Raw genomic sequence first — 21951 nt, forward strand, 5'->3', positions numbered from 1 at the left:
GCGATACGTTCCGTCTTGCACCGCGGCCGTGCGTGGTATTCCTGCGCGACTGTCCCGCACCCGTTCCACTCGCGTTGCCGCATTGCCGGTGATGGCGCTGGCCGCCTCGTTGGCGTGCCATCCGGCCAGCGCGCAAGAGGGATACGGCAATGCCGGCTTCCTGGGCGCCGGCATCGGTTATGCCCAAGGCATTTCGGAGTCGTTCACCGTGCGCGCCGATTTCAGCACCATGGGCACGATCAAGCACAGCGGCACCACCAACGACTACGACTACAACGGCAAGTTCCGCAGCAACCAGGCCATGGTTTATGCGGACTGGTTTCCCTTCGACGCGGGGTTTCGCCTGACGGCCGGTATCGGCTGGCGCGAAATGACGGGCTCCGCCGACGCGCGGCCCGACGAGAACGGGCGCATCCGCATCGGCGATACGCGCGTGCGTTACCGCGAGGGCGACCGTGCCCGCGCCAAGCTCGATTTCCCGCGGATCGCGCCCTACCTGGGGATCGGCTGGGGCCACAACGTCGTGCAGCGCAAGACGGGTTGGGGTTTCATCGCCGACGTCGGCGTGCTGTTCGGCAAGCCCACCGTCAACGTCGACGTGACGCCGCAGTTGTACACCCGCCTGGGCATCCGTTCGGGCGATGCCCAGCGCGAAATCGACAAGCAGCGCGACAAGATGCAGGACGACGCGGATTCGCTGCGCTTCTTCCCGCAGGCCTACGTGGGCGTGTCGTACACGTTCTGATCCCGGCGCAAGGCGGGATCGCGGTATAAATCGGGCTGGAAGCCATCGCGCCGCGCGCGGTGGCGCAGTCTCGATTCTCATACCCTGCCCATGCGCCTCGTCTTTGCCGGAACCCCTGAATTCGCGCGTATCGCGCTGGATGCCCTGTTGGCCGCCGGGCATGAAATCCCGCTGGTGCTGACCCAGCCCGACCGTCCTGCCGGCCGAGGCCTGAAACTGACGCCCAGCCCGGTCAAGCAGGCGGCATTGGCTGCCGGCATCGAGGTGGCCCAGCCGCGCAGCCTGCGCCTGGATGGCCGCTATCCCGAAGAGGCGGCCGCCGCGCGCGACCTGCTGACCCGCGTGGCGCCCGAGATCATGGTGGTGGCCGCCTATGGCCTGATCCTGCCGCAATGGACGCTTACGTTGCCGCAACGCGGCTGCCTGAACATCCACGCCAGCCTGTTGCCGCGCTGGCGCGGCGCCGCGCCCATCCAGCGCGCGATCGAGGCGGGCGATGCGCGTACCGGCGTCACCATCATGCAGATGGATGAAGGGCTGGACACGGGCGACATGCTGCTCGAACACGTGGTGCCCATCGGTCCGCGGCAGACCGCGGCCGAGCTGCATGACGCGCTGGCCGAAGCGGGCGGGCGGGCCATCGTCGAGGCGCTGGCGGCCTTGCAGGACGGCGGGCTGACGGCGCGCAAGCAGCCGGAAGAAGGCGTCACGTATGCCGCCAAGCTGGACAAGGCCGAGGCTGCGCTGGATCTCACGCAATCCGCCGAGGTATTGGCACGCCGTATCCGTGCCTTCAATCCTGTTCCTGGCGCCACCTTGCGGCTGCCTGGATTGGCCGATCCCGTGAAGGTCTGGCGTGCCCAGGCATTGCCGGAACAGGCTGCGGACGCCGAACCGGGGCACGTGTTGCGCGCGTCCCCGCAGGGCGTGGACGTGGCCACGGCGGCGGGTGTGCTGCGGTTGCTGGAACTGCAGAAGGCGGGCGGCAAGCGTCAGCCGGTAGAGGTCTTCGTGCAGGGATGGCAGCCGCCGCAGGCAGGCGAGTGAGCGGTTCCCTTTGAGTTCGACGCCATGGCCATGGCAGGCGTGGCTCGCGCGGGACCGCCAGAAACCAGACCGTGGCCTGCCTGCAACCCACTTGAAGCAGTGCGGCGGCAGCCGCGTTTACGTCAGCTTGGCCGGGATATCGGACACGTTCATGAACAGCGTATCCGGCGATCCCGCGCGCAGCGCATCCACGTGGTTGTAGCCCCAGGCCACGCATCCCACCCGCACGCCGGCCTGGCGCGCCGCTTCGATGTCGCGCAGTTCGTCGCCCACCAGCATCAGTTGCCGCGGCGCCACGGCGTGGCGCATCAGCAGGCGTTTCAGCTTGGCCGACTTGCCGAACATGTCGGTGCCGCATTCGTAGTCATCGAACAGCGGCTCGATCGCGGGACCCAGCACCCGGCGCACGTTGTCCAGCGAGTTCGAGCTGACCACGGCCAGGCGCACGCCCGCGTGCTTCAGTTGTGAAAGGCTGTCGGCGATGCCGTCGAACAGGCGCACCTCGCCGGGCCCGGCCTGGGCCATGCGCTGCCGCACGTGGATCATGATGGCCGGCAGTTTCCAGAAGGGCACGCGCAGCATCTTCAGGATGTCCTGGGCGCTGCGATGGCGCATCTGCTGCCGCTCTTGCGCGCTGGGTTTGCGAAAGCCATAGCGGTCGGCCACGTCGTCCAGGATGCCGTCGAACCAAGGCAGGGTGTCGGCCAGCGTGCCGTCGAAATCGAAGGCCGCGATGTCTGGCTTCAAGCGGTTTCCCGTGCGGGCTGCGGGCCGTTGCGGCGGATCCATTGCAGGACCGGCGCCAGGTCTTCGATGGCGGGGGCGGCGGCCACCACCCGGGCGGCATCGGTCCAGGGATAGGGCAGGCCGGTCAGCCATTCGAGCACCGCTTCGCTGTCGCGCGCCGGCAGCGTCAACATGGTCTCGATGGTGATGACCAGCTTGCTGGCCAGGTGCGGCTCGCGCTGGAAGGTCCAGTCGTAGCGGCCGCAGCCCACGCGCGCCTGGCCGGTCGCTTTCTCGGTCATGCCGACGATCCAGTCGCAGTCGTACGTGTCCAGCATCGCCCCGTCTTCCGGGCGCGACAGGTAGAACGTGTAGACGTTGTCGTAGGCCTGGCCGAAGCGGCGGACCAGTGTGTCGGTGATGGCGTCGCGGCCGCGCGATTCGGGCGGAAAAGCGATGGCTTCGGTGCGCAACGCCATCTTCAGCAGCGCATTGGGCGCGAAGGCGCGCGTCATGTACCAGGGGCGGTTCTCGTCCTTGGCGTGGACGTAGTCGCGCAGCACGGCGGCGCTGTCACGCGCGAGGGAGGTTTTCAATGTTCGCCCTTTGCGATCCATTTGGACACCGTGGGAGCAGAGTAGGCGGCGAAGCGATCGAGCAGCGCCGCGGGGTCGGACTCGATCGTCAGCATGGCGCGGTGCTGCTCGCGCACGAAGGCTTCGCTGACGGTGCGGTCCAGGAAAGATGCCAGCTGGTCGTAATAGCCGGCGATGTTGAGCAGCCCGCAGGGCTTGCCGTGCATGCCGAGCTGTGCCCAGGTCCAGGTCTCGAAGATCTCTTCCAGCGTGCCGGCGCCGCCGGGCAGCGCGACGAATCCGTCGGATTCCTGCGCCATCAGCGTCTTGCGTTCATGCATGGACTGCACCACGCGCAGTTCGGTCAGGCCGTGGTGCGCCAGTTCCTTGCGCACCAGCGATTCGGGGATGATGCCCAGGACGCGGCCGCCTTCGGCCAGCACGGCGTCGGCCACGGCGCCCATGATGCCGACGCTGGCGCCGCCATACACCAGGCCCAGGCCGCGCCGCACGAGTTCGCGGCCGAAGGCCTGGGCCTGTTCGAGATAAACCGGTTGGCGGCCGCTGTTCGAGCCGCAGTACACGCAGATGTTCTTCAGAGGCATGGGACGCTCCGGCGGGCTTCGCCGGTTACAAAGTAGGAGACAGACGCAAGAATGATTAACTAGTTTACGCAACTCGCCGGGCCTGCCAGCCGCGCCGCCCTATGGGCGGGGCGATTCCGGCGCACTTTTGGCCGCAAGAATTCGACACAGCACAAAAAAACGCCATCGATACACTGGGTTGTTCCAGGCGTCCGGAGCGAGAAGGGACGCCTTCACCAGCCAGGAGTCAACGACATGAAACAGTCCACCCAGACCTCAGGTTCGTTCGATATGGACGTGCAGGCGATTCGCGCCAAGGCGCGCCAGGACATCGAGTCGGGCGCCGTCACCGATAGCTACCGCGCCGATCGTGAAACGGTACTGAAGCTGCTGAATGAAGCACTGGCCACCGAAGTGGTCTGTGTGCTGCGCTACAAGCGCCACTACTTCATGGCGCGCGGCCTGAACGCCGAGCCGGTGGCGGCCGAGTTCGCCGAGCACGCGACCGAAGAGCAATCGCACGCCGACCGTCTTGCCGAACGCATCGTGCAACTGGGCGGCGAGCCCAACCTGTCGCCCGAGGGCCTGACCAAGCGCAGCCACTCCGAGTACGTGGAAGGCACGACGCTGCAGGACATGATCAAGGAAAACCTGATCGCCGAGCGCATCGCCATCGACAGCTACCGCCGCATGATCGACTACGTGGGCGACAAGGATTCGACGACGCGCCGCCTGCTGGAAGAGATTCTGGCGTCCGAGGAAGAGCACGCCGACGACCTGTCGGACTTCCTGGAAAAGTGAGGCGGGCAGGACGCGTGTCCGCTGCGCGGCTGGCGATGGGCTACAGCAGCGCGTCGTAGGGCGCCTGCTTGAGCGCCGCGGGGCAGTTTTCCAGAGGCAGGTCCGCCGCCAGCACGAAATCCGGGAATTCGAAACCCGGGCCTACCGAGCAGCCGGCCAGCGCGTACTCGCCCGCCGGGCGCGCGGCCTGCCAGGCGCCCGCGGGCACCACGCGCACGGGCAAGGTGTCGGTATCGACCGCGCCCAGCCGCCAGGTGATCACCTGCGTGGCCTCCGGCAGCAGCACCAGCAGATCGATGGGCTCGCCTTCGTAGTGATGCCAGGCTTCGTCGGCCTCGACGCGGTGCCAACGGCTGCATGCGCCGCGCGGCAGCAGGAAGAAGATGGACGTCAGCGCGCTGCGCGGCTGGCCGTCCGGCTGCCGCAGCACCGTCAGCCCCGACCGGAAGATCTCGCGGTACATGCCGCCTTCGGGGTGCGGCTGCAGGCGCAGCCGTGTCACCAGTTCCTGCGCGCGTTCGGGCAACGTCACAGCGCCTCGCCCCACAGATCGTATTCGTCCGAATCCTTGATGCGCACGCGCACGATGTCGCCCGCGGCCAGCGGGCGCTCGCTGTCGACGTAGACGCAGCCATCGATCTCCGGCGCATCGGCGGCCGAGCGGCCGATGATGTCGCCGTCCTCATCGGTGCCATCGATCAGCACGTCGATCTCGCGGCCCACCTTCCGCTTCAGGCGCGCGGCCGAGATGCCCTGCTGGTGCTCCATGAAGCGTTCCCAGCGTTCCTGCTTGACCTCGTCCGGCACGGGGTCGGCCAGCGCGTTGGCGGGCGCGCCTTCCACGGGCGAATACTGGAAACAGCCCACGCGATCCAGTTGGGCTTCGCTCATCCAGTCCAGCAGGTACTGGAAGTCTTCCTCGGTCTCGCCGGGAAAGCCGACGATGAAGGTCGAGCGTATCGTCAGGTCGGGGCAGATTTCGCGCCAGCGCTTGATGCGGGCCAGCGTCTTGTCCTCGAAGGCCGGGCGCTTCATCAGCTTGAGCACGCGCGGGCTGGCGTGCTGGAAGGGGATGTCCAGATAGGGGAGGAGCTTGCCCTCGGCCATCAGCGGAATCACTTCGTCCACGTGCGGATACGGGTACACGTAGTGCAGGCGCGTCCACACGCCCATTTCGGACAGGGCCACGCACAGTTCCGTCATGCGCGTCTTGACCGGACGGCCGTTCCAGAAGCCGCTGCGGAACTTCACGTCCACCCCGTAGGCGCTGGTGTCCTGCGAGATGACCAGCAGTTCCTTCACGCCGGCCTTCACCAGGCGCTCGGCTTCGCTCAGCACGTCGCCCACCGGACGGCTGACCAGGTCGCCGCGCATCGACGGGATGATGCAGAAGCTGCAGCGGTGATTGCAGCCTTCGGAGATCTTCAGGTAGGCGTAGTGGCGTGGCGTGAGCTTGATGCCCTGCGGCGGCACCAGATCCACGTAGGGGTTGTGGTTCTGCACGGGCGGGGCGGCCTGGTGCACGGCCTGCACCACTTGCTCGTACTGCTGCGGGCCGGTGACGGCCAGCACGCTGGGGTGCACCTGGCGGATGGCCGATTCCTCCACGCCCATGCAGCCCGTGACGATCACGCGGCCGTTGGCGGCGATGGCCTCGCCGATGGCTTCCAGCGACTCGGCCTTGGCGCTGTCGATGAAGCCACAGGTGTTGACCACCACCACGTCGGCGTTGTCGTAGCTGGGCGTGATCTGGTAGCCCTCGGTGCGCAGCTGGGTCAGGATGCGTTCCGAATCGACCAGGGCCTTCGGACAGCCAAGTGAAACGAACCCTACGCGCGGCACGTGTCCATTGGTGGCGGCCGCGGCGATGGCGTCGCCCAGTTGCTTGCCGGTGTCATTGCCGGGTGCGTTATCGGCTGCGCTGACGGCGCCGTTGGCGGCGCGGGATTTTTCCAGGATTTCCAATCTAGTTCACCGTAGTGTTCGTGTCGTCCGCATGCCAGGGCGGCAGGTCGCGCAGGGTCTCGGGGTGGAGGATGGCCACGCGCAACAGGGTCTTGGCCGCGCCCGACGGATTGCGGCGGCCTTGTTCCCAGTCCTGCAAGGTGCGCACGCTGACGCCCAGCAGGTCCGCGAAGTCCGCCTGAGGCAGGCCGACGCGGCTGCGCGCTTCGCTGATGTGCGACGGCTGCCACCGCGCGGGCTGCGCCAGTGGGGCTGTTTTCTTCATGGTTCGTTCGAAGGGCGGGTGGCGCCTGTGCGCGGCCACCCAGGGATTCAGGCCGTCGTGCCGCGGGGGTAACCGTTGGGCGACGAGGGATAGGGCCGAATTATACGGCACTGCCGTAGGGAGGCTATGCCGTGGTCAGCCGGGACTTTCCAGTCGTGTCATGAATACCTTTCAACAGGTGACGATAGGGCCCGGAAGGTTCGAGACGTCTTGCTCGCGTTGCCGCTTTTCGGTGACGCAGTGCACATCTCGAGGATAGGCGCATCGCAACGTCTGGATGAGCAGGGTTGCTTCCCGATCCCGATCTCGCAAGTGGCGGCGCGTTTGACCGCACCGGTCCGTTCTCCGAGGTGCTGGACAAACCTGGCAAGCAGCGATCTGACCGATTTCCTGCATGGCGTGCAGGTCTGTCCGCTGGCGTCCACGCGCTTCCAGGATCACGTCTATGGCGCCATGCAGGCCCATGCGGGCGGGCGGGCGCGCAGCGCCCTCGGCATCGGGTACGTCGCTTCAAGGCTTGGCTCTTCTGGTGGGTTTGCGCCTCCCCGACGGTGACGCCGTCAGCGCATCGAACACTTGCTGCACGCACTCGGTGAAGCGCGCCGCCAGGAAACTGACGGGCAGGTGATCCGAGGTGACGGCATAGCTGTGGAACAGCACCTTCTCCGAGAACGGAATCTCGCAGACGTCCGGCATGCGTAGCGCGCGTGCCACGATGGCGCTGACGATCGACACGCCCAGGCCCTTGCCGACCATGGCGCAGATGGTGGGAGCATAGGGCGTCTCGATGGACATGATCCGCTCGTCGTCCGGAAAGTGCCGGTCGACCTCGATGCGGTTGATGCTGCCGGCGGGCAGGGAGATGAAGTTTTCGTGCGCGAAGTCGGCGGGGCGCAGGACCGCGTGGCCGGCCAGGCGATGCGCTCGGCCCACCACTGCGACGCCGCACGCGGAATTCAGCGTGTCGAAGCGCACGCCAGGCAATTCGGTTCGCAGCGAGCAGAAGCCGATGTCGCAATGGCCCGTGACCACCCACTTGGCCACCACTTCCGACCGCCCCATGTTGATCACGACCGGGATGTCGCCGTATTCCTGGCGGAACCGCAGCAGGGCGTCCGGCAGCACATACTGCGTGATCGATCCCACCGCGCCCACTCGCAGCACGCCGGTGCCGCGGCGCCGGATCGAGTCGGCGCTGTCGCCCAGCGACTCCAGGCCGATGAAGGCGCGTTCCACGTCGGCATGGAACGCCTCGGCCTCGGCGGTGGGGATGAGCTTGGTGCCGACGCGCTGGAACAGCGCGAATCCCACCGAGGCCTCCAGCAGCGCGATCCACCGGCTGACGTTGGGCTGCGAGGTATGCAGCAGACCCGCCGCCGCGGTCATCGAGCGCGTCATCATCACCGCGCGAAACGCTTCCACCTGTTTGAAATTCATCCGCTGATCCGTGTGCGCGGCAGGAAAGGCCGCAACGCGGGAAAAGCATATCAAATTTGTATGGATGGCTGGAAATATCTGATTTGACGCATGAATTGCCCGGTTCCACACTGATCCCATTCCCTACAGCCGAAGACAGACATGGAATCGAAAGTCAGCCGCCGCCTCACCCAGCCTCCTGCTCCCGAGGTCATCCAGTACATCTTTCAGCCGCGCACCAGCCGCGAGTCCTTCACCGCCAACTTCGGCATCCTGACGCGCATCAACCTCGCGCACCTGCTGATGCTAGACCGCCAGGGCATCCTCGAACATGGCGTGGCGCAACGCCTGGCCGAGGCGCTGCTGCGCATGCGCGAGGCCGGACCGGACGCCGTGCCGCTGGACCCTGCCCGCGAGGATGCCTATTTCAACTACGAAGCCCACCTGATCCAACAGGTCGGCCAGGACGTGGGCGGCCGCCTGCACACCGCCCGCAGCCGCAACGACATGAGCGCCACGAACGACCGCATCCGCGCCCGCGACTACGTGTTGCGCATCGGCGGCCTGCTGGCGGACATCGTCACCGGCGCGCTGGATCAGGCCGAGCGCTATGCCCACCACGTGATGCCGGGATACACGCACATGCAGGCCGCCCAGCCGATCACCTATGGCTATTACCTGGCTGCGCTGGCCGACGCCTGGTCGCGCGACCAGGGCCGGCTGCTGCACGTGCTGGAGTCGCTGGATGGCTGCCCCCTGGGCGCCTGCGCACTGGCGGGCACGTCGTTCGGCATCGACCGCGCCTACACCAGCCAGATGCTGGGCTTCAGCCAGCCCCTGGCCAATGCGCTGGACGGCGTGGCCTCGCGCGATTTCGCACTGGAACTGAGCGCGGCGCTGTCGGTGCTGGCGGTGACGTGCAGCCGCATGGTGCAGGATTTCTATATCTGGTCCACGCCGGAGTTCGGCTACCTGTCCTTTCCGGACAGCATCGCCAGCACGTCCAGCATCATGCCGCAGAAGAAGAACCCGGCCGTCCTGGAATACCTGCGCGGCAAGACCGCGCACCTGATCGGGCTGACCTCGGCGGCGCTGACCGCCGTCAAGTCCACGCACTTCACGCATTCGGGCGACAGCAGCCGGGAAAGCACGCGCGCCTGCTGGGAAAGTTGCGAGGAGACACTGAAGTCGCTGGCCCTGGTGAAGCTGCTGGTGCAATGGGTCGAGCCCGACGGCCAGCGGATGGCGGCGCGCGCGGCGGACGACTTCTCGACGGTCACGGACCTGGCGGATCTGCTGGTGCGCCAGGCGGACATGTCGTTCCGCGATGCGCACCACATCATCGGCGCCGTCGTGCGGCGGGCGCTGGATGCGGGCAAGGGCGCCAGCGCGATATCGGCGGACATGATCGACGACGCCGCGCTCGAGCAGGTGGGCCGCAAGGCCGGCCTGCCGCCACCGGACATCGCGGCGTGCCTGGACCCGCAGTGCAACGTGTCCGCGCGGCAGTCGCTGGGGGGACCGGCGCCGCAAGCCGTGCTGGCGCACATCGCGCGGCGACGGTCCGCCGTCGACCAGGCATGCCAGGGCTTCACCGCGATCCAGCAACGCATCGACCAGGCCGACCAGGCGCTGGACCAACAGGCCAGGGCGCTGGCCGCCTGACCGCGGAGCCTTCCGCGCGGGTTTTTTTTCCAAAGACACACAGACAAGGGGAAACATCATGTGGAAACGCTATGCGGCGCTTGCCATGCTCTCGGGCGCCTGCTTCAACGTGCAGGCCCAGGCCGCCTATCCGAGCAAGGCCATCGAGCTGGTGGTGCCGTTCGCACCGGGCGGCACCGTGAACCTGACCGCACGCATGCTGGCCACGCGCATGTCCGATGCGCTGGGGCAGCCCGTCATCGTGGACAACAAGCCAGGGGCGGGCGGCAACATCGGCGCCGGCTATGCGGCCAAGGCGCGGGGCGATGGCTATACGCTGCTGTACGCCACCATGGGCAACCAGGTCATCCAGCCGCTGGTCAGCAGGAACCTGCCGTACTCGGCGTCCAGGGATTTCGTGCCCATCGCCCTGTTCGCCACGGTGCCCAACGTGCTGGCCGTGTCCGCCGATACTCCCGCCAGGACCATCGACGAACTGGTGCGGTACGCCAGGCAGAATCCCGGCAAGCTGAACATGGGGTCGGCCGGCATCGGGTCGGTGAACCACATGGTGGGCGAGCTGTTCATGTACCGGGCGGGGGTGAAGTTCTCGCACGTGCCGTACAAGGGGGCGGGGCCGGCCGCCACGGACCTGCTGGCCGGGCAGATCCAGGTGCTGTTCGTCAATCTGCCCACCGTTCAGCCCTATCTGAAGTCCGGCAAGATCCGCATCCTGGGCGTGGCCAGCGACAAGCGTGTCGCATCCCTGCCCGACGTGCCCACCTTCGCCGAAGCCGGGGTGAAAGGCGCCGAGACCGAATCGTGGTCGGCGTTGATGGCGCCGGCGTCCACCCCGCCGAACGTCGTGCAGAAGTTGCAGCAGACCGTCACGGCCATCACCCGCGATCCCGCCTTCGTCAAGATGCTGGAAGAGCAGGGCGCGCAACCCCTGGCGGGCGGCGGACAGGAGCTTCGGGCCCTCATCGAGGCCGACACCCGGCGGTGGCAGGAGGTCGTGCGGCACGCGGACATCCAGTTGGACTGAGCCGTGCGCGGGTTCCGGGGGCGGGGGCCTGTCACTGGGTGGACGCACGGCCGTGTTTCAATAGTGCCTACGCCCCACGCCTGATCCGGCCCCGCGCGGCCGCCTGCCGACCCATGACTCCCGCCACCCTGCTTGCCGGCCGCAAGGCCATCGTCTTCGATCTGGACGGCACTTTGCTGGACACCCTGACGGACATCCGAGAAGCCATGAGCGATGGCCTGATCGAATGCGGCCATCCCGCGCTGCCGGCCGGCTACGTGCTGCCCAACCTGTACGGCGCGTTTCCGGCGGCGCTGACCTCGATGATGGCCGACCGCGGCGTGCCCGAGTCCGACTACCCGGCGGTCATCGCCGCCTATGGCCGCCACTACGAGGCCCGCGCGCATCGCAGCTCGGTGCCGTATCCCGGCCTGATCGCGTTCCTGGAAGATTGCCGGCAGCGCGGGGTGCGCCTGGGCGTATGCACCAACAAGAGGCACGCGCCCGCGTTGCAGGCCCTGCGGCAGACCGGCATCCTGCGGTATTTCGACCACGTCTCCGGCTGCGATACGGTCGAGCGTCCCAAGCCCGACCCGCTGCCCCTGCTGCAGGCCTTGCAGGTCCTGGGCGCCGCGCCCGCCGAGGGGGCCTACCTGGGCGACACGCACGTCGACGCGCAGACGGCCAGCCGCGCCGGCGTGCCGTTCCTGTATTTCCGCTCGGGCTACGGCAGTCCGCTGGTGCATGATTACCCCATTGCCGCCAGCTTCGACACCTACGCCGAGCTGATGGCCGGTGACGAAATGGCCGCCTGACGCAATTCCGGGCCCGTGCCCCTCGCGGGCGGCCCGGCGCGGTGGATTTCTGCCTGCCGCACGCCTCGCGTCGGCCAGCCGGCCCGCGCTCCAGCTACCATAGCGGTCTTGCATAAGCATTTCCCGCCATGTCCCTGCCGTCTTCCGAAGCCCGTTCCTGGGCGCCGCCCCTGTCCCGTACCTTGTTGGCCGCCGCTTCCGCCGTGCAGGCCGTGGGCGAGGGCGATTCCCTGACAGAGGCGCTGGCGCGTATCGACGCGCCGCTGCGGCCCAGCGCGCAGGCCCTGGCCTTCCACGCCATGCGCTACATGGGGTGGGCCGACGAGATTGCCGCCGAGATGGTGCGCAAATCCCCCGGTGCGCTGTTCGATGCGCTGCTGTGCACCGCCCTGACGCTGCTGCGTCCGGCGGGCCAGGACCCCGTGCCCGGCATGCCGGTCTATGCGCCGCATACGGTGGTCGACCAGGCCGTCGAGGCCGTCGCCAATTCGCGCCAACTGGTCACCTACAAGGGCCTGCTCAACGCCTGCCTGCGCCGTTTCCTGCGCGAGCACGAGGCCCTCGAGCGCGCGGTGGCGAAACTGCCGCGCGTGCAGTGGAACCATCCCGACTGGTGGATCGAGCAGGTGCGCCACGATTATCCCGCCCAGTGGCAGCAACTGCTGCTGGCGGCCAATGTGCCGGCGCCGCTGACGTTACGGGTCAACCGGCGGCGCGCCACGCGCCAGTCGGTGCTCGACGCCTTCCAGGCCCAGGGCCTCGCGGCCACGCCCGTGGCGCAGGATGGCCTGGTCCTGGCCCAGCCGCGGCCCGTTACCCAACTGCCGGGTTTCGCGCAAGGCTGGTGGTCGGTGCAGGATGCCGGCGCACAGCTGGCCGCGCCGCTGCTTGCGCCCCGTGACGGCATGCGGGTGCTGGACGCCTGCGCCGCGCCGGGCGGCAAGACGGCCCATCTGCTGGAACTGGCCGATGTGGAACTGCTGGCGCTGGATACCGATGCGCAACGCCTGGAGCGCGTCGGCGAGAACCTGCAGCGCCTGGGATTGGCGTCCGACCGGGTGAAGCTGGCCGCCGCTGACGCCTCCCACCTGTCGGCATGGTGGGACGGCAAGCCCTTCGATGCCGTGCTGGCCGACGTGCCCTGCACCGCTTCGGGCATCGTGCGCCGCCATCCCGACATCCGCTGGCTGCGCCGCGCCGACGACGTGGCCCGCACCGCCCGGCTGCAGTCCCGCATCGTCGATGCGTTGTGGAAAACGGTGGCCCCGGGTGGCCGCCTGCTTTACGTGACCTGCTCGATCTTTCCGGCCGAAGGAGAGGCGCAGGCCGAGGCCTTCGCGCGCCGGCATCCCGACGCGCAGCGCCTGGCCGCGCCCGGCCAGTTGCTGCCGGTTGCCATCGGCGCAACACCCGGGCAGCAGCGCGATGGATTTTTCTACGCGTTGTTTGCCAAGCAGTCCTGAATCCCCAAGAATAGGTCATGTCCGCGCGCATACGCTGCAAACTCATGATTTCACGCTTGTTTTCCTTGCTGTTGCTGGCAATCGTGCTCTTGCCGCTGGTGGGTGTGGGCCAGGTCGTCCATGCCGCCGATCCCCATGTGACGCGCATCGATCCCGTGGTGCGTGACGGCAAGCTCGAGATCGACGCCGACGTGCAGTTCGAGCTCAACGACCAACTGCGCGACGCCGCCCAGCGTGGCGTGCCGCTGTACTTCACCGCCGACGTGGTCATCACCCGGGCCCGCTGGTGGTGGCTGGACCGTACCGAGGTCGAGACCAGCCTGACCTGGCGCATCGTCTACAACGCGTTGACGCGGCAGTGGCGCGCCGGCGTGGACGAACTGTCGCTGCCCGTGTCCTCGCTGGACGAGGCCATGGAAATGGTGCGCAACATCCGCCACTGGCAGGTCATCGGCACGGACAAGCTCGATCCGGACGTGCGCTATAGCGGCCAGTTGCGGGTGCGGCTGGATACCTCGATGCTGGCCCGGCCGTTCCAGGTCAATGCGCTGAACAGCAGCTCCTGGTCGCCGGCCACCCCCTGGGCCGACTTCTCCTTTTCGCTGTCGCGATCGCCCCACGATCCCTCATGAGACGCTTCCTTCGCATCGCCCTCATCGTCGGCGGGATCAGCGGACTGGCCCTGATGGGCCTGCTGGCCTGGTCGACGGGCAACGCCTCGCGTTTCGCGCGCTACTACGACACCCTGCTGGTGCTCAACGGCGTGTTCGCCTTCGCCCTGTTCGTCTGGGTCGTGGCGCTGACGGTGCGGCTGGCGCGCCAGATCCGGCGTCGCCAGTTCGGGGCGCGGCTGACCGCGCGGTTCGCGCTGGCCTTCGCCCTGATCGGCGTGGTGCCGGGCGCGCTTATCTACGTACTGTCCGTGCAGTTCATGTCGCGCTCGATCGAGTCGTGGTTCAACGTGCGGGTCGACAGCGCGCTCGAGGCCGGCCTGAACCTGGGCCGCGCGGCGCTGGACTCGCAACTGGCCGACCTGGATGCCCGCGCGCGCGGCATGGCCTCCGAGCTGAGCAACCTGAACGACGCGGACATTCCGTTGACCCTGACCCGCCTGCGCGAGAACAATGGCGTGCAGGAAGCCATGGTGTTCACGGGCAGCGGCAGGCCGCTGGCGTTCTCCACCAACCAGTACGGCCAGTTGTTGCCGCCCACGCCGCCGCCCGCCGTGCTGAACCAGCTGCGCATGGCGCGCAACTATTCGGCCGCCGAGGCCGATGATCCCGTCAAGTCCGACGCCGATGCGAGCCTGCACCTGCGCGTGGTGGTGCCGCTGGCCGTGCCCGCGCGCATCGAGGGCATCCTGGGCGGCCCCGCCGAGCCGCGCTGGCTCCAACTGGTGCAGCCCGTGCCCGAGCAGATCGCCCACAACGCCAACCGCGTGCAGCAGGGCTTTCGCGACTACCAGGAGCTTGCCCTGTCCCGGCTGGGGCTGCGCAAGCTCTACGGCATCACGCTGACGCTGGCCCTGCTGCTGTCCGTGTTCAGCGCCATTGCGGTGGCCCTGTCGCTGTCCAAGCGCCTGGTGCGGCCGCTGCTGCGGCTGGCCGCCGGCACGCAGGCCGTGGGGGTGGGCGATTACCGCCCGCTGCCCGAGCCGCCCGAACGCGACGAGGTCGGCCAACTGACGCGCTCGTTCAACGCGATGACCCGCCAGCTCGACGAGGCCCGCCAGATGGTCGAGAGCAACCGGCGCCAGCTGGAACGCTCCAACGTCTATCTCGAAAGCGTCATGGCCAACCTGTCGTCGGGCGTGCTGGTGTTCGACGAAGGGTTCCGCGTCACCACGGTGAACCAGGGCGCGCAGACCATCCTGCAGGCGGACCTGCGCTCGGTCATCGGCCGGCCGCTGGAAACGGTCGACGGCATGATCGAGTTCGCGCAGGTCATCCGCCAGGCTTTCGCCGGGCACGCCGCGGTGGGATCGGAACGCACCCACTGGCAGCAGCAGTTCGAGGTGCGGCCCGGCCAGGGCGAGCCCGTTGCGCTGCTGGCGCGCGGCACGCATCTCAGCGTCGATGGCCGCGGCAACGGCTACATGGTGGTGTTCGACGACATCACCGAGGTCATCTCGGCCAATCGCACCGTGGCCTGGGGCGAGGTGGCGCGCCGCCTGGCGCACGAGATCAAGAATCCGCTGACGCCCATCCAGCTGTCGGCCGAGCGCCTGGCCATGAAGCTGGCGGATCGCCTCGAGCCCGCCGACGCCCAGATGCTGACGCGCGCGACCAATACCATCGTCAACCAGGTCGGTTCGCTCAAGCAGATGGTGGACGACTTCCGCGAATATGCGCGCACGCCGCCCGCGGTGATGCAGCGGGTGGATTTCAACTCCCTGGTGGGGGATGTCCTGGCGCTGTATGGCTGGGGCGAAAGCGGCGGAGACCCGCGCCTGCTGAACCTCGACGTGCAGTTGGCCTCGGGCCTGCCCGAGATCGAGGGCGATTCGACACAACTGCGCCAAGTCATCCACAATCTGCTGACCAACGCGCGCGATGCGGTGGCCGAGCAGGGCGACGCGGGCCGCGTGCGTGTGTCCACGCAGTTGGTGCAGAGCGAACAACCCGACGGATCGAAGCAATGCGCGGTTCGTTTCATCGTCGCCGATACCGGTCCCGGCTTCCCGCCGCAGGTCATGCAAAAAGCCTTCGAGCCCTACGTGACCACAAAGGCCCATGGAACTGGGTTAGGATTAGCCATCGTTCGCAAGATCGTTGACGAGCACGGAGGGCGCATCGATCTTGCCAATCGTAAAGAGGGCGGGGCTCGCATATCGATCCTGCTGACGCGCTTGGCGCAACCATCCGATACTATGATGGACGCGGCACGTCAAGAAAAGGATAATGCGGCGACGCAATAGGTGAGAGGTATATGGCCAGAATCCTGGTGGTGGACGACGAAATCGGCATTCGTGAGCTCCTGTCCGAGATCCTGTACGACGAAGGACACACGGTAGAGCTTGCTGAAAACGCAGCGCAGGCGCGCTCTGCGCGGCAGCGCATGCGCCCGGACCTCGTGCTGCTGGACATCTGGATGCCGGATACCGATGGGGTCAGCCTGCTCAAGGAGTGGGCCTCGCAAGGGCTGCTGGACATGCCCGTGATCATGATGAGCGGCCACGCCACCATCGACACGGCGGTCGAGGCCACGCGTATCGGCGCCATGGATTTCCTGGAAAAGCCCATCACGCTGCAGCGCCTGCTCAAAACCATCGCCGCGGGGCTTGCGCGTGGCCGCGCGCCGCATTCGGCCCCGGCCGTGCATGCCGCCCCGGCCACGGCGCTGCCGATGGAAGACGAGCTCGACACGCCCGCGCCCGCCGTCCAGGCCAACGACGCCCCCGCCGTGTCCAACGGCCAACTGGGCAGCATTTCGCTGGACCAGCCGCTGCGCGAGGCGCGCGACGCCTTCGAGCGCATCTACTTCGAATACCACCTCGTCCGCGAGAACCACAGCATGACCCGGGTCTCCGAACGCACGGGCCTGGAACGCACCCACCTGTACCGCAAGCTCAAGCAATTGGGCATCGAGTCCGCGCGCAAGCGTAGTACATGAAGATCCTCATCATGGGCGCCGGCCGCGTGGGTACCAGCGTGGCCGAGAACCTGGTGTCCGAGCAGAACGACATCACGGTCATCGATTCCGACCCCGCCCAGTTGCGCTATCTGCAGGAGCGCTACGACTTGCGCGGGTTGCATGGCGACGGCACCCAGGTCTCGGTGCTGGAGGCCGCCGGCGCGGCCGATACCGACCTGTTCATCGCCTGTGCGGCCTCCGACTCGGCCAACATGGTGGCCTGCAAGATCGCGCGGCAGCTGTTCAACGTCCCGCGCCGCATCGCCCGCATCCGCATGCCCGAGTTCGCCGACCATCCCGAGCTGATGGGCGACGAAGGCTTCTGTATCGACGCGCTGATCAGTCCCGAGCGCAGCGTCACCACCTATCTGCACAGCCTCATCGAATTCCCCGAAGCCCTGCAGGTGGTCGAATTCGCCGACGGCCGCGTCAGCGTGGTCACGGTGCGGGTGGGGCAGGGCAGCCCGATGGCGAACCTGCCCGTGGACAAGCTGCGCGAGGCGTGGCCCGACGTGACCGCGCGCGTGGTGGACGTGCTGCGCGGCGGCCGTCCCCTGCACGTCGGCAGCGGCACCGTGGTGGCCCCGGGCGACGAGGTCGTCATCGTGGTCGACACCCGCCATGCTCGACGCGCGGTGCGCCAGCTTCGCGAAGCCGAGAAAAGCGTGCGCCGCGTGATGATCGCCGGCGGCGGCAACATCGGCCTGCGCCTGGCGCGCCGGCTGGCCGAAGAGAACTACAGCGTGCGCATCGTCGAGCGCGACGAGAAGCGCTGCCTGTACCTGGCCGCCGAGCTGCCCGACAACGTGCTGGTGCTGCATGGCAACGGCACCGACGAGGCGCTGCTCGAACGCGAGAACATCGACGACATGGACACCTACCTGGCGTTGACCAGCGATGACGAGGACAACATCATGTCGTCGCTGCTGGCCAAGCGGCTGGGCGCGCGCAAGGTCATCGCGCTGATCAATCGCCAGGCCTATGGCGAACTGATGCAGGGCAGCCACATCGACATCGCGGTCTCCCCGTCGCAGGCCACCATGAGCGAGCTGCTGCGCCACGTGCGCCGTGGCGACGTGGTGGGCGTGCACCGCCTGCGGCAGGGCGTGGCCGAGGCGCTGGAAGCCGTGGCGCACGGCGATCGGTCCACTTCGCGCGTGGTCGGCCGCGCCGTCGGCGAGTTGCGCCTGCCCAAGGGCGCCAGCATCGGCGCACTGGTGCGCGGCGACGAGATCCTGTTGCCGGACGACGATACCGTCATCGAGCAGGACGACCACGTGGTGGTGTTCGTGCCTTCGCGCCAGCAGATGCCGAAGGTCGAGAAGCTGTTCCAGGTTTCGGCCTCGTTCTTCTAAGGCTCAAGGCATGGCGCTCCCCGTTGCGAAAGAAGCCTGGAATTCCACGCTCGCGTGGGCACGCGGAGCCTTGCGCCGTGGCCAGGCGGAGCCGGCATGAAACGGCTGCTGGCGACTTTCCATGTGCTCAGCCTCACCATGCTGGTGTTCGCGCTGACCATGCTCATCCCGCTGGGCGTCGCCTTTTTTGGCGGGGATGCCGGCCTGAACGCCTTCTCGCGCGGTTTCCTGCTGGCGTTGGTCATCGGGGGCCTGCTGTGGGCGGGTACCCGGCACGCGCGCAGCGAACTGCACGCCCGCGACGGCTTCCTGCTGGTCGTGATCGTGTGGGTCGGCCTGCCCCTGCTGGCCGCGATACCGTTCCTGCTGTACTTCCACAACGCGGGCATGCCGCTGTCGTTCACCGAGGCCTACTTCGAGGCGATGTCCGGATTGACGTCGACCGGCGCCACGGTGTTGACCGGGCTGGAGCACCTGCCCGAGTCCATCAACCTGTGGCGCGCCACATTGGTGTGGATCGGCGGCATGGGCATTCTGGTGCTGGCCGTGGCCATCCTGCCGTTGCTCGGAGTGGGCGGCCACCAGGTCGTGCGGGCGGAAACCCCGGGTCCCATGAAGGACGAGCGCCTGACGCCACGCATCGCCAGCACCGCCAAGGCGCTGTATGCCGTCTATTTCGGCATGTCCATCATCTGCCTGTTCGCCTACCGGGCGGTCGGCCTGCCCTGGTTCGAGGCGTGGTGCCACATGGCCACCACCATGGGCCTGGGCGGTTTCTCGACCTGGGACGAGGGCTTCGCGCATTTCGATTCCGTGGCGGTCGAACTGGTGGCGATGGTCTTCATGCTGCTGTCGGGCATCAGCTTTGCCACCCACTTCAACGCGCTGCGGCAGCGTAGCGGGCACGCCTACTTGCTGTGTCCCCAGACGTTGCCGTACCTTGGGCTGGTGCTCGGGACGGGCCTGCTGATATCGGCCTTCCTGTATGCCGAGGGCGTCTACAGGGATCCGCTGCTGGCGTTGCGCTATGGCATGTTCAACACGATATCGGTGGCGACGACCACCGGCTATGCCAACGTCGACTACACCGCCTGGCCGTTGTTCGCGCCGCTGACCATGCTGCTGTTGTCGGCCTTTGCCACGTCGGCGGGGTCCACCGGAGGCGGCGTGAAGATCATCCGGGTGATCCTGCTGATCAAGCAGGCGCGCAACGAACTGGTGACGATGCTGCATCCGCACGCGGTCAGTCCGGTGCGTATCCACGGCAGGGTCATCGATTCGCGGGTCATGTCTTCCGTACTGGCGTTCATGCTGGTCTATGGTTTGTCGCTGGCCCTGTTGACCGCCATATTGATGCTTTCGGGCATGGACCCGGTGCTGGCCTTCTCGGCCGTGATGGCCATGATCAACAACACCGGCCCCGCCCTCGGGCCGCTGGGGCCCATGGGCAGCTTCGCCACGCTCAACGATTTCCAGACCTGGGTGTGCACTTTCGCCATGCTGATCGGCCGCCTGGAGTTCCTGACGGTGCTGGTGCTGTTCACGCCGATGTTCTGGCGCAAGTAGCCAAGCAGCCGGCACGGCCCTGCATGGGCGGGAGAGCGGACATGAGGGTGGACGATTGCGTGGGCATCCTGCTGGCGGGCGGATTCGGCCGCCGCTATGCGGCCCAGGCGCCGGGCATGGACAAGCTGCTGGCGCGCCTGCCCGACGGCCGGCCGGTGGCCGTGGCGGCCGCCCAGGCGCTGCTGGCGGTGCTGCCGCGTGTGCATGCCGTGGTGCGGCCCGAAGGCGCCGAGCTGGCCCGCCTGCTGGCCGCCGAAGGGTGCCGCGTGCTGCGGGACGAGGCGGCGCGGCAGGGCATGGGCGCCAGCCTGGCCGCCGCGGCGTCGGCATTGCTGCGGGAGTACCCGCCAAATCCTGCCCCGCAGGCAGACGCCGTTGCGTCGGGCGAGCCACGGCCGGACCGCTGCCTGGTGGCGCTGGGCGACATGCCGTGGCTGCGCCCCGCCACCATCCTTCATCTTGCCCAGCACAGCCGGGGGCATCTCATCGCGGCGCCCGAGTTCCAGGCCCGGCGCGGGCATCCCGTCGCCTTCGCGGCGGCGCTGTGGCCCGAACTGGCACGGCTGGCGGGGGACACCGGAGCACGAGAGGTGCTGCACCGGCATGGCGTGAAACGGCTCGCGGTGGACGACCCGGGCATATTGGCCGACGTGGACCTGCCCACCGATCTGCGGCCAGGCGCCTAGCGGTGGCCTGGAACGCGTCGGAGGGGGCCGGATTTCGCCCGAAAGCGGGGTCGAACGGTAGTGGAAAACCCTAGATATCGGTTTCCCACCCAAAGCGGTCAGCCTTGCGCCGACTCGCTTCGCACAAGGTGCAGGCCCAGAACCCGCATATTTCCTTGAGTGTAAGTGACTACTATCAGTGAGATGGCGAAATATCGACGTTTTGGCCGACATTGCGGATATTTGTCACGATTGTTCGGCGTTTTGCCACATAACTGCGGCTATCATGCCTTCATTCCCCTAGACGCCCCCGGCACCCGGCCTGCTCCGGACTTTCGCCCGCGGCGCATCCATAGCACAACCCTCTAGGAGCCGGTGATGGAACAGATCCCGTTCACCTCGTCAGCCCCCAACACGTTGGGTATAGAACTCGAACTGCAATTGATCCATCCGGGCACTTTCGACCTTGCCGCCGCCTCGGATGAACTGCTGGCCCAATTGGCCAACCATCCCATCGCGGACCGCGTCAAACCCGAGATCACCCGCTCGATGATCGAGCTCAATTCCTCCGTCCACGAGCACCCCATGGGGCTGCAAGCCGAGATGCGCGAGATGCGCGACGTGCTGTGCGAGGCGGCCGACGCCGTCGGCGTGCTGGTGTCGGGGGGCGGCGCCCACCCGTTCATGCGCTGGCAGGATCGCGCCATCCATGACAGCCCCCGTTTCCAGTACCTAGCCGAGATGTACGGCTACCTGGCGCGCCAGTTCACGGTGTTCGGCCAGCATATCCACCTGGGCGTCAGTTCGGGGGACGAGGCCATCCGCATGGTGCACGGCCTGTCGCCGTACGTGCCGCATTTCATCGCGCTGTCGGCCTCGTCGCCGTATTGCGAAGGGGTCGATACCCTGTACTCGTGCTGCCGCCTGAACGCGGTCAACAGCTTCCCGCTGTCGGGCCACATGCCGGCCGACGTGGCCGACTGGTACCGCTTCGAAGCGCACATTTCGCAACTGCGCTCGACCGGCCTGGCCGAAAGCATCAAGGACCTGTACTGGGACATCCGGCCCAAGCCCGAATTCGGTACGGTCGAGATCCGCGTGTGCGACACGCCGCTGACCGTCGAGCGCGCCTGCCAACTGGCGGCCTTCGCGCAGGCGCTGGCGGTGCTGGTGTCGCGCGATCCGGCGCCGGGCGACAAGGCCTGGCTGGCCTATCGCAGCAATCACTTCCAGGCGTGCCGCTTCGGCCTGCACGGCAGCTACGTCACGCCGGACGGCGAGCGCGTGCGCCTGCAGGATCACGCCCGGGCACTGCTGGAACGCCTGATGCCCATCGCGGGCGAACTGGGCACCACCGACATGCTGGTGGCGCTGCGCGACGAGATCCAGCGCGGCGGCAACGATGCGCGCTGGATGCGCGGCCAGTTCAACCGGGCGCGTGAACTGCCGCTGCTGGTCGAGACCCTGACGCGCGCGTGGCGCAATGGCCGCGAGGGCGTGCAGGTGGTGGATCCGGTGCCGGCGCGGCGCCGCATCCGCGCCACGTCGGAGCCCCTGACAGATAATCCCTTGGTGAACGACGCACTGGCGCACGATGTGCAGGCGTTGGCCACCCCGGAAGTGGCCGGCACCCGCAACTGGCAGAATCGGCTGCACTGACTT

At 67.5% G+C, this 21951-nt stretch carries 21 protein-coding genes; 14 read left to right on the top strand and 7 right to left on the bottom strand.

The window, feature by feature from the left end; genetic code table 11:
- Positions 1–91 precede the first annotated feature (91 nt).
- On the top strand, positions 92–745 hold the full coding sequence (locus tag A6745_RS07165; RefSeq protein ID WP_066125136.1) for a hypothetical protein: 654 nt from the start codon (positions 92–94) through the stop codon (positions 743–745).
- A 90-nt stretch (positions 746–835) separates the two neighbouring features.
- Positions 836–1792, top strand: coding sequence for a methionyl-tRNA formyltransferase (fmt, locus tag A6745_RS07170; RefSeq protein ID WP_066125140.1), 957 nt, complete (start codon positions 836–838; stop codon positions 1790–1792).
- A gap of 117 nt (positions 1793–1909) precedes the next feature.
- Here fmt and A6745_RS07175 read toward each other — a convergent pair whose 3' ends face one another.
- Genes A6745_RS07175 through A6745_RS07185 form a run of 3 tightly spaced genes read right to left on the bottom strand, consistent with a single transcriptional unit; the run spans position 1910 to position 3698 of the window.
- A complete protein-coding gene (locus A6745_RS07175) occupies positions 1910–2539 on the bottom strand; it encodes an HAD-IA family hydrolase (RefSeq protein ID WP_066125142.1) in 630 nt (209 codons plus the stop codon).
- A complete protein-coding gene (locus A6745_RS07180; protein WP_231885926.1) occupies positions 2536–3114 on the bottom strand; it encodes a hypothetical protein in 579 nt (192 codons plus the stop codon). Before A6745_RS07180 ends, A6745_RS07175 begins: the two co-directional genes overlap by 4 nt.
- Positions 3111–3698, bottom strand: coding sequence for an LOG family protein (locus A6745_RS07185; RefSeq protein WP_066125148.1), 588 nt, complete (start codon positions 3696–3698; stop codon positions 3111–3113). The genes A6745_RS07180 and A6745_RS07185 overlap by 4 nt, the downstream gene beginning before the upstream one ends.
- A gap of 234 nt (positions 3699–3932) precedes the next feature.
- Here A6745_RS07185 and A6745_RS07190 point away from each other — a divergent pair, with 234 nt between their 5' ends.
- Entirely contained in the window at positions 3933–4478 is a 546-nt protein-coding gene (locus A6745_RS07190; protein ID WP_066125150.1) for a ferritin-like domain-containing protein, read from the top strand.
- 40 nt (positions 4479–4518) lie between these two features.
- Here A6745_RS07190 and A6745_RS07195 read toward each other — a convergent pair whose 3' ends face one another.
- The 4 genes from A6745_RS07195 to A6745_RS07210 form a co-directional block, all read right to left on the bottom strand.
- Positions 4519–5010 (bottom strand): cupin domain-containing protein, encoded by a 492-nt coding sequence (locus tag A6745_RS07195; RefSeq protein ID WP_231885927.1) that lies wholly within the window; start codon positions 5008–5010, stop codon positions 4519–4521.
- Positions 5007–6320, bottom strand: coding sequence for a 30S ribosomal protein S12 methylthiotransferase RimO (rimO, locus tag A6745_RS07200; RefSeq protein WP_066125844.1), 1314 nt, complete (start codon positions 6318–6320; stop codon positions 5007–5009). The genes A6745_RS07195 and rimO overlap by 4 nt, the downstream gene beginning before the upstream one ends.
- A gap of 124 nt (positions 6321–6444) precedes the next feature.
- Positions 6445–6708, bottom strand: coding sequence for a helix-turn-helix domain-containing protein (locus A6745_RS07205; RefSeq protein WP_066125154.1), 264 nt, complete (start codon positions 6706–6708; stop codon positions 6445–6447).
- Between the two features lie 510 nt (positions 6709–7218).
- On the bottom strand, positions 7219–8145 hold the full coding sequence (locus A6745_RS07210) for a LysR substrate-binding domain-containing protein (protein ID WP_066125156.1): 927 nt from the start codon (positions 8143–8145) through the stop codon (positions 7219–7221).
- A gap of 141 nt (positions 8146–8286) precedes the next feature.
- Between A6745_RS07210 and argH the strand changes: the two genes are divergently transcribed.
- From argH to A6745_RS07265, 11 genes are all read left to right on the top strand, one after another.
- A complete protein-coding gene (gene argH / locus A6745_RS07215) occupies positions 8287–9789 on the top strand; it encodes an argininosuccinate lyase (protein ID WP_066125158.1) in 1503 nt (500 codons plus the stop codon).
- A 58-nt stretch (positions 9790–9847) separates the two neighbouring features.
- On the top strand, positions 9848–10813 hold the full coding sequence (locus tag A6745_RS07220) for a Bug family tripartite tricarboxylate transporter substrate binding protein (RefSeq protein WP_066125160.1): 966 nt from the start codon (positions 9848–9850) through the stop codon (positions 10811–10813).
- Between the two features lie 113 nt (positions 10814–10926).
- A complete protein-coding gene (locus A6745_RS07225) occupies positions 10927–11607 on the top strand; it encodes an HAD family hydrolase (RefSeq protein WP_066125162.1) in 681 nt (226 codons plus the stop codon).
- Positions 11608–11741: 134 nt separating this feature from the next.
- Positions 11742–13070 carry a 16S rRNA (cytosine(967)-C(5))-methyltransferase RsmB gene (gene rsmB / locus A6745_RS07230; RefSeq protein ID WP_156513326.1) on the top strand — a complete coding sequence of 443 codons (1329 nt, stop codon included), beginning with the start codon at positions 11742–11744 and terminating at the stop codon, positions 13068–13070.
- 17 nt (positions 13071–13087) lie between these two features.
- Positions 13088–13702: a DUF4390 domain-containing protein gene (locus A6745_RS07235; RefSeq protein WP_082852932.1), complete on the top strand. Its 615-nt coding sequence runs from the start codon at positions 13088–13090 to the stop codon at positions 13700–13702.
- Entirely contained in the window at positions 13699–15987 is a 2289-nt protein-coding gene (locus A6745_RS07240) for an ATP-binding protein (RefSeq protein WP_066125166.1), read from the top strand. Before A6745_RS07235 ends, A6745_RS07240 begins: the two co-directional genes overlap by 4 nt.
- An 11-nt stretch (positions 15988–15998) precedes the next feature.
- Positions 15999–16682, top strand: coding sequence for a response regulator (locus A6745_RS07245; protein ID WP_066125168.1), 684 nt, complete (start codon positions 15999–16001; stop codon positions 16680–16682).
- The gene (gene trkA / locus A6745_RS07250; RefSeq protein WP_066125170.1) at positions 16679–18058 is read left to right on the top strand and encodes a Trk system potassium transporter TrkA; all 1380 of its coding nucleotides are present in this window, start codon (positions 16679–16681) and stop codon (positions 18056–18058) included. Before A6745_RS07245 ends, trkA begins: the two co-directional genes overlap by 4 nt.
- Before the next feature lie 96 nt (positions 18059–18154).
- Positions 18155–19624 (top strand): TrkH family potassium uptake protein, encoded by a 1470-nt coding sequence (locus A6745_RS07255; RefSeq protein ID WP_066125172.1) that lies wholly within the window; start codon positions 18155–18157, stop codon positions 19622–19624.
- A gap of 41 nt (positions 19625–19665) precedes the next feature.
- A complete protein-coding gene (locus tag A6745_RS07260; RefSeq protein WP_066125174.1) occupies positions 19666–20310 on the top strand; it encodes a nucleotidyltransferase family protein in 645 nt (214 codons plus the stop codon).
- A 357-nt stretch (positions 20311–20667) separates the two neighbouring features.
- A complete protein-coding gene (locus tag A6745_RS07265; protein WP_066125176.1) occupies positions 20668–21948 on the top strand; it encodes a YbdK family carboxylate-amine ligase in 1281 nt (426 codons plus the stop codon).
- Positions 21949–21951 lie beyond the last annotated feature (3 nt).

The sequence above is a fragment of the Bordetella ansorpii genome, from assembly GCF_900078705.1.
GTDB classification, from domain to species: domain Bacteria; phylum Pseudomonadota; class Gammaproteobacteria; order Burkholderiales; family Burkholderiaceae_B; genus Bordetella; species Bordetella ansorpii_A.

Bases quoted from the DNA above. Each gene is read 5' to 3' on its own strand.
- argH (WP_066125158.1), top strand. From the start codon at position 8,287: ATGGAATCGAAAGTCAGCCGCCGCCTCACCCAGCCTCCTGCTCCCGAG.
- A6745_RS07205 (WP_066125154.1), bottom strand. From the start codon at position 6,708: ATGAAGAAAACAGCCCCACTGGCGCAGCCCGCGCGGTGGCAGCCGTCG.
- A6745_RS07165 (WP_066125136.1), top strand. From the start codon at position 92: ATGGCGCTGGCCGCCTCGTTGGCGTGCCATCCGGCCAGCGCGCAAGAG.
- A6745_RS07265 (WP_066125176.1), top strand. From the start codon at position 20,668: ATGGAACAGATCCCGTTCACCTCGTCAGCCCCCAACACGTTGGGTATA.
- A6745_RS07240 (WP_066125166.1), top strand. From the start codon at position 13,699: ATGAGACGCTTCCTTCGCATCGCCCTCATCGTCGGCGGGATCAGCGGA.
- A6745_RS07255 (WP_066125172.1), top strand. From the start codon at position 18,155: ATGAAACGGCTGCTGGCGACTTTCCATGTGCTCAGCCTCACCATGCTG.
- A6745_RS07245 (WP_066125168.1), top strand. From the start codon at position 15,999: ATGGCCAGAATCCTGGTGGTGGACGACGAAATCGGCATTCGTGAGCTC.
- A6745_RS07235 (WP_082852932.1), top strand. From the start codon at position 13,088: ATGTCCGCGCGCATACGCTGCAAACTCATGATTTCACGCTTGTTTTCC.
- trkA (WP_066125170.1), top strand. From the start codon at position 16,679: ATGAAGATCCTCATCATGGGCGCCGGCCGCGTGGGTACCAGCGTGGCC.
- A6745_RS07185 (WP_066125148.1), bottom strand. From the start codon at position 3,698: ATGCCTCTGAAGAACATCTGCGTGTACTGCGGCTCGAACAGCGGCCGC.
- A6745_RS07210 (WP_066125156.1), bottom strand. From the start codon at position 8,145: ATGAATTTCAAACAGGTGGAAGCGTTTCGCGCGGTGATGATGACGCGC.
- A6745_RS07220 (WP_066125160.1), top strand. From the start codon at position 9,848: ATGTGGAAACGCTATGCGGCGCTTGCCATGCTCTCGGGCGCCTGCTTC.
- A6745_RS07225 (WP_066125162.1), top strand. From the start codon at position 10,927: ATGACTCCCGCCACCCTGCTTGCCGGCCGCAAGGCCATCGTCTTCGAT.
- A6745_RS07190 (WP_066125150.1), top strand. From the start codon at position 3,933: ATGAAACAGTCCACCCAGACCTCAGGTTCGTTCGATATGGACGTGCAG.
- fmt (WP_066125140.1), top strand. From the start codon at position 836: ATGCGCCTCGTCTTTGCCGGAACCCCTGAATTCGCGCGTATCGCGCTG.
- A6745_RS07260 (WP_066125174.1), top strand. From the start codon at position 19,666: ATGAGGGTGGACGATTGCGTGGGCATCCTGCTGGCGGGCGGATTCGGC.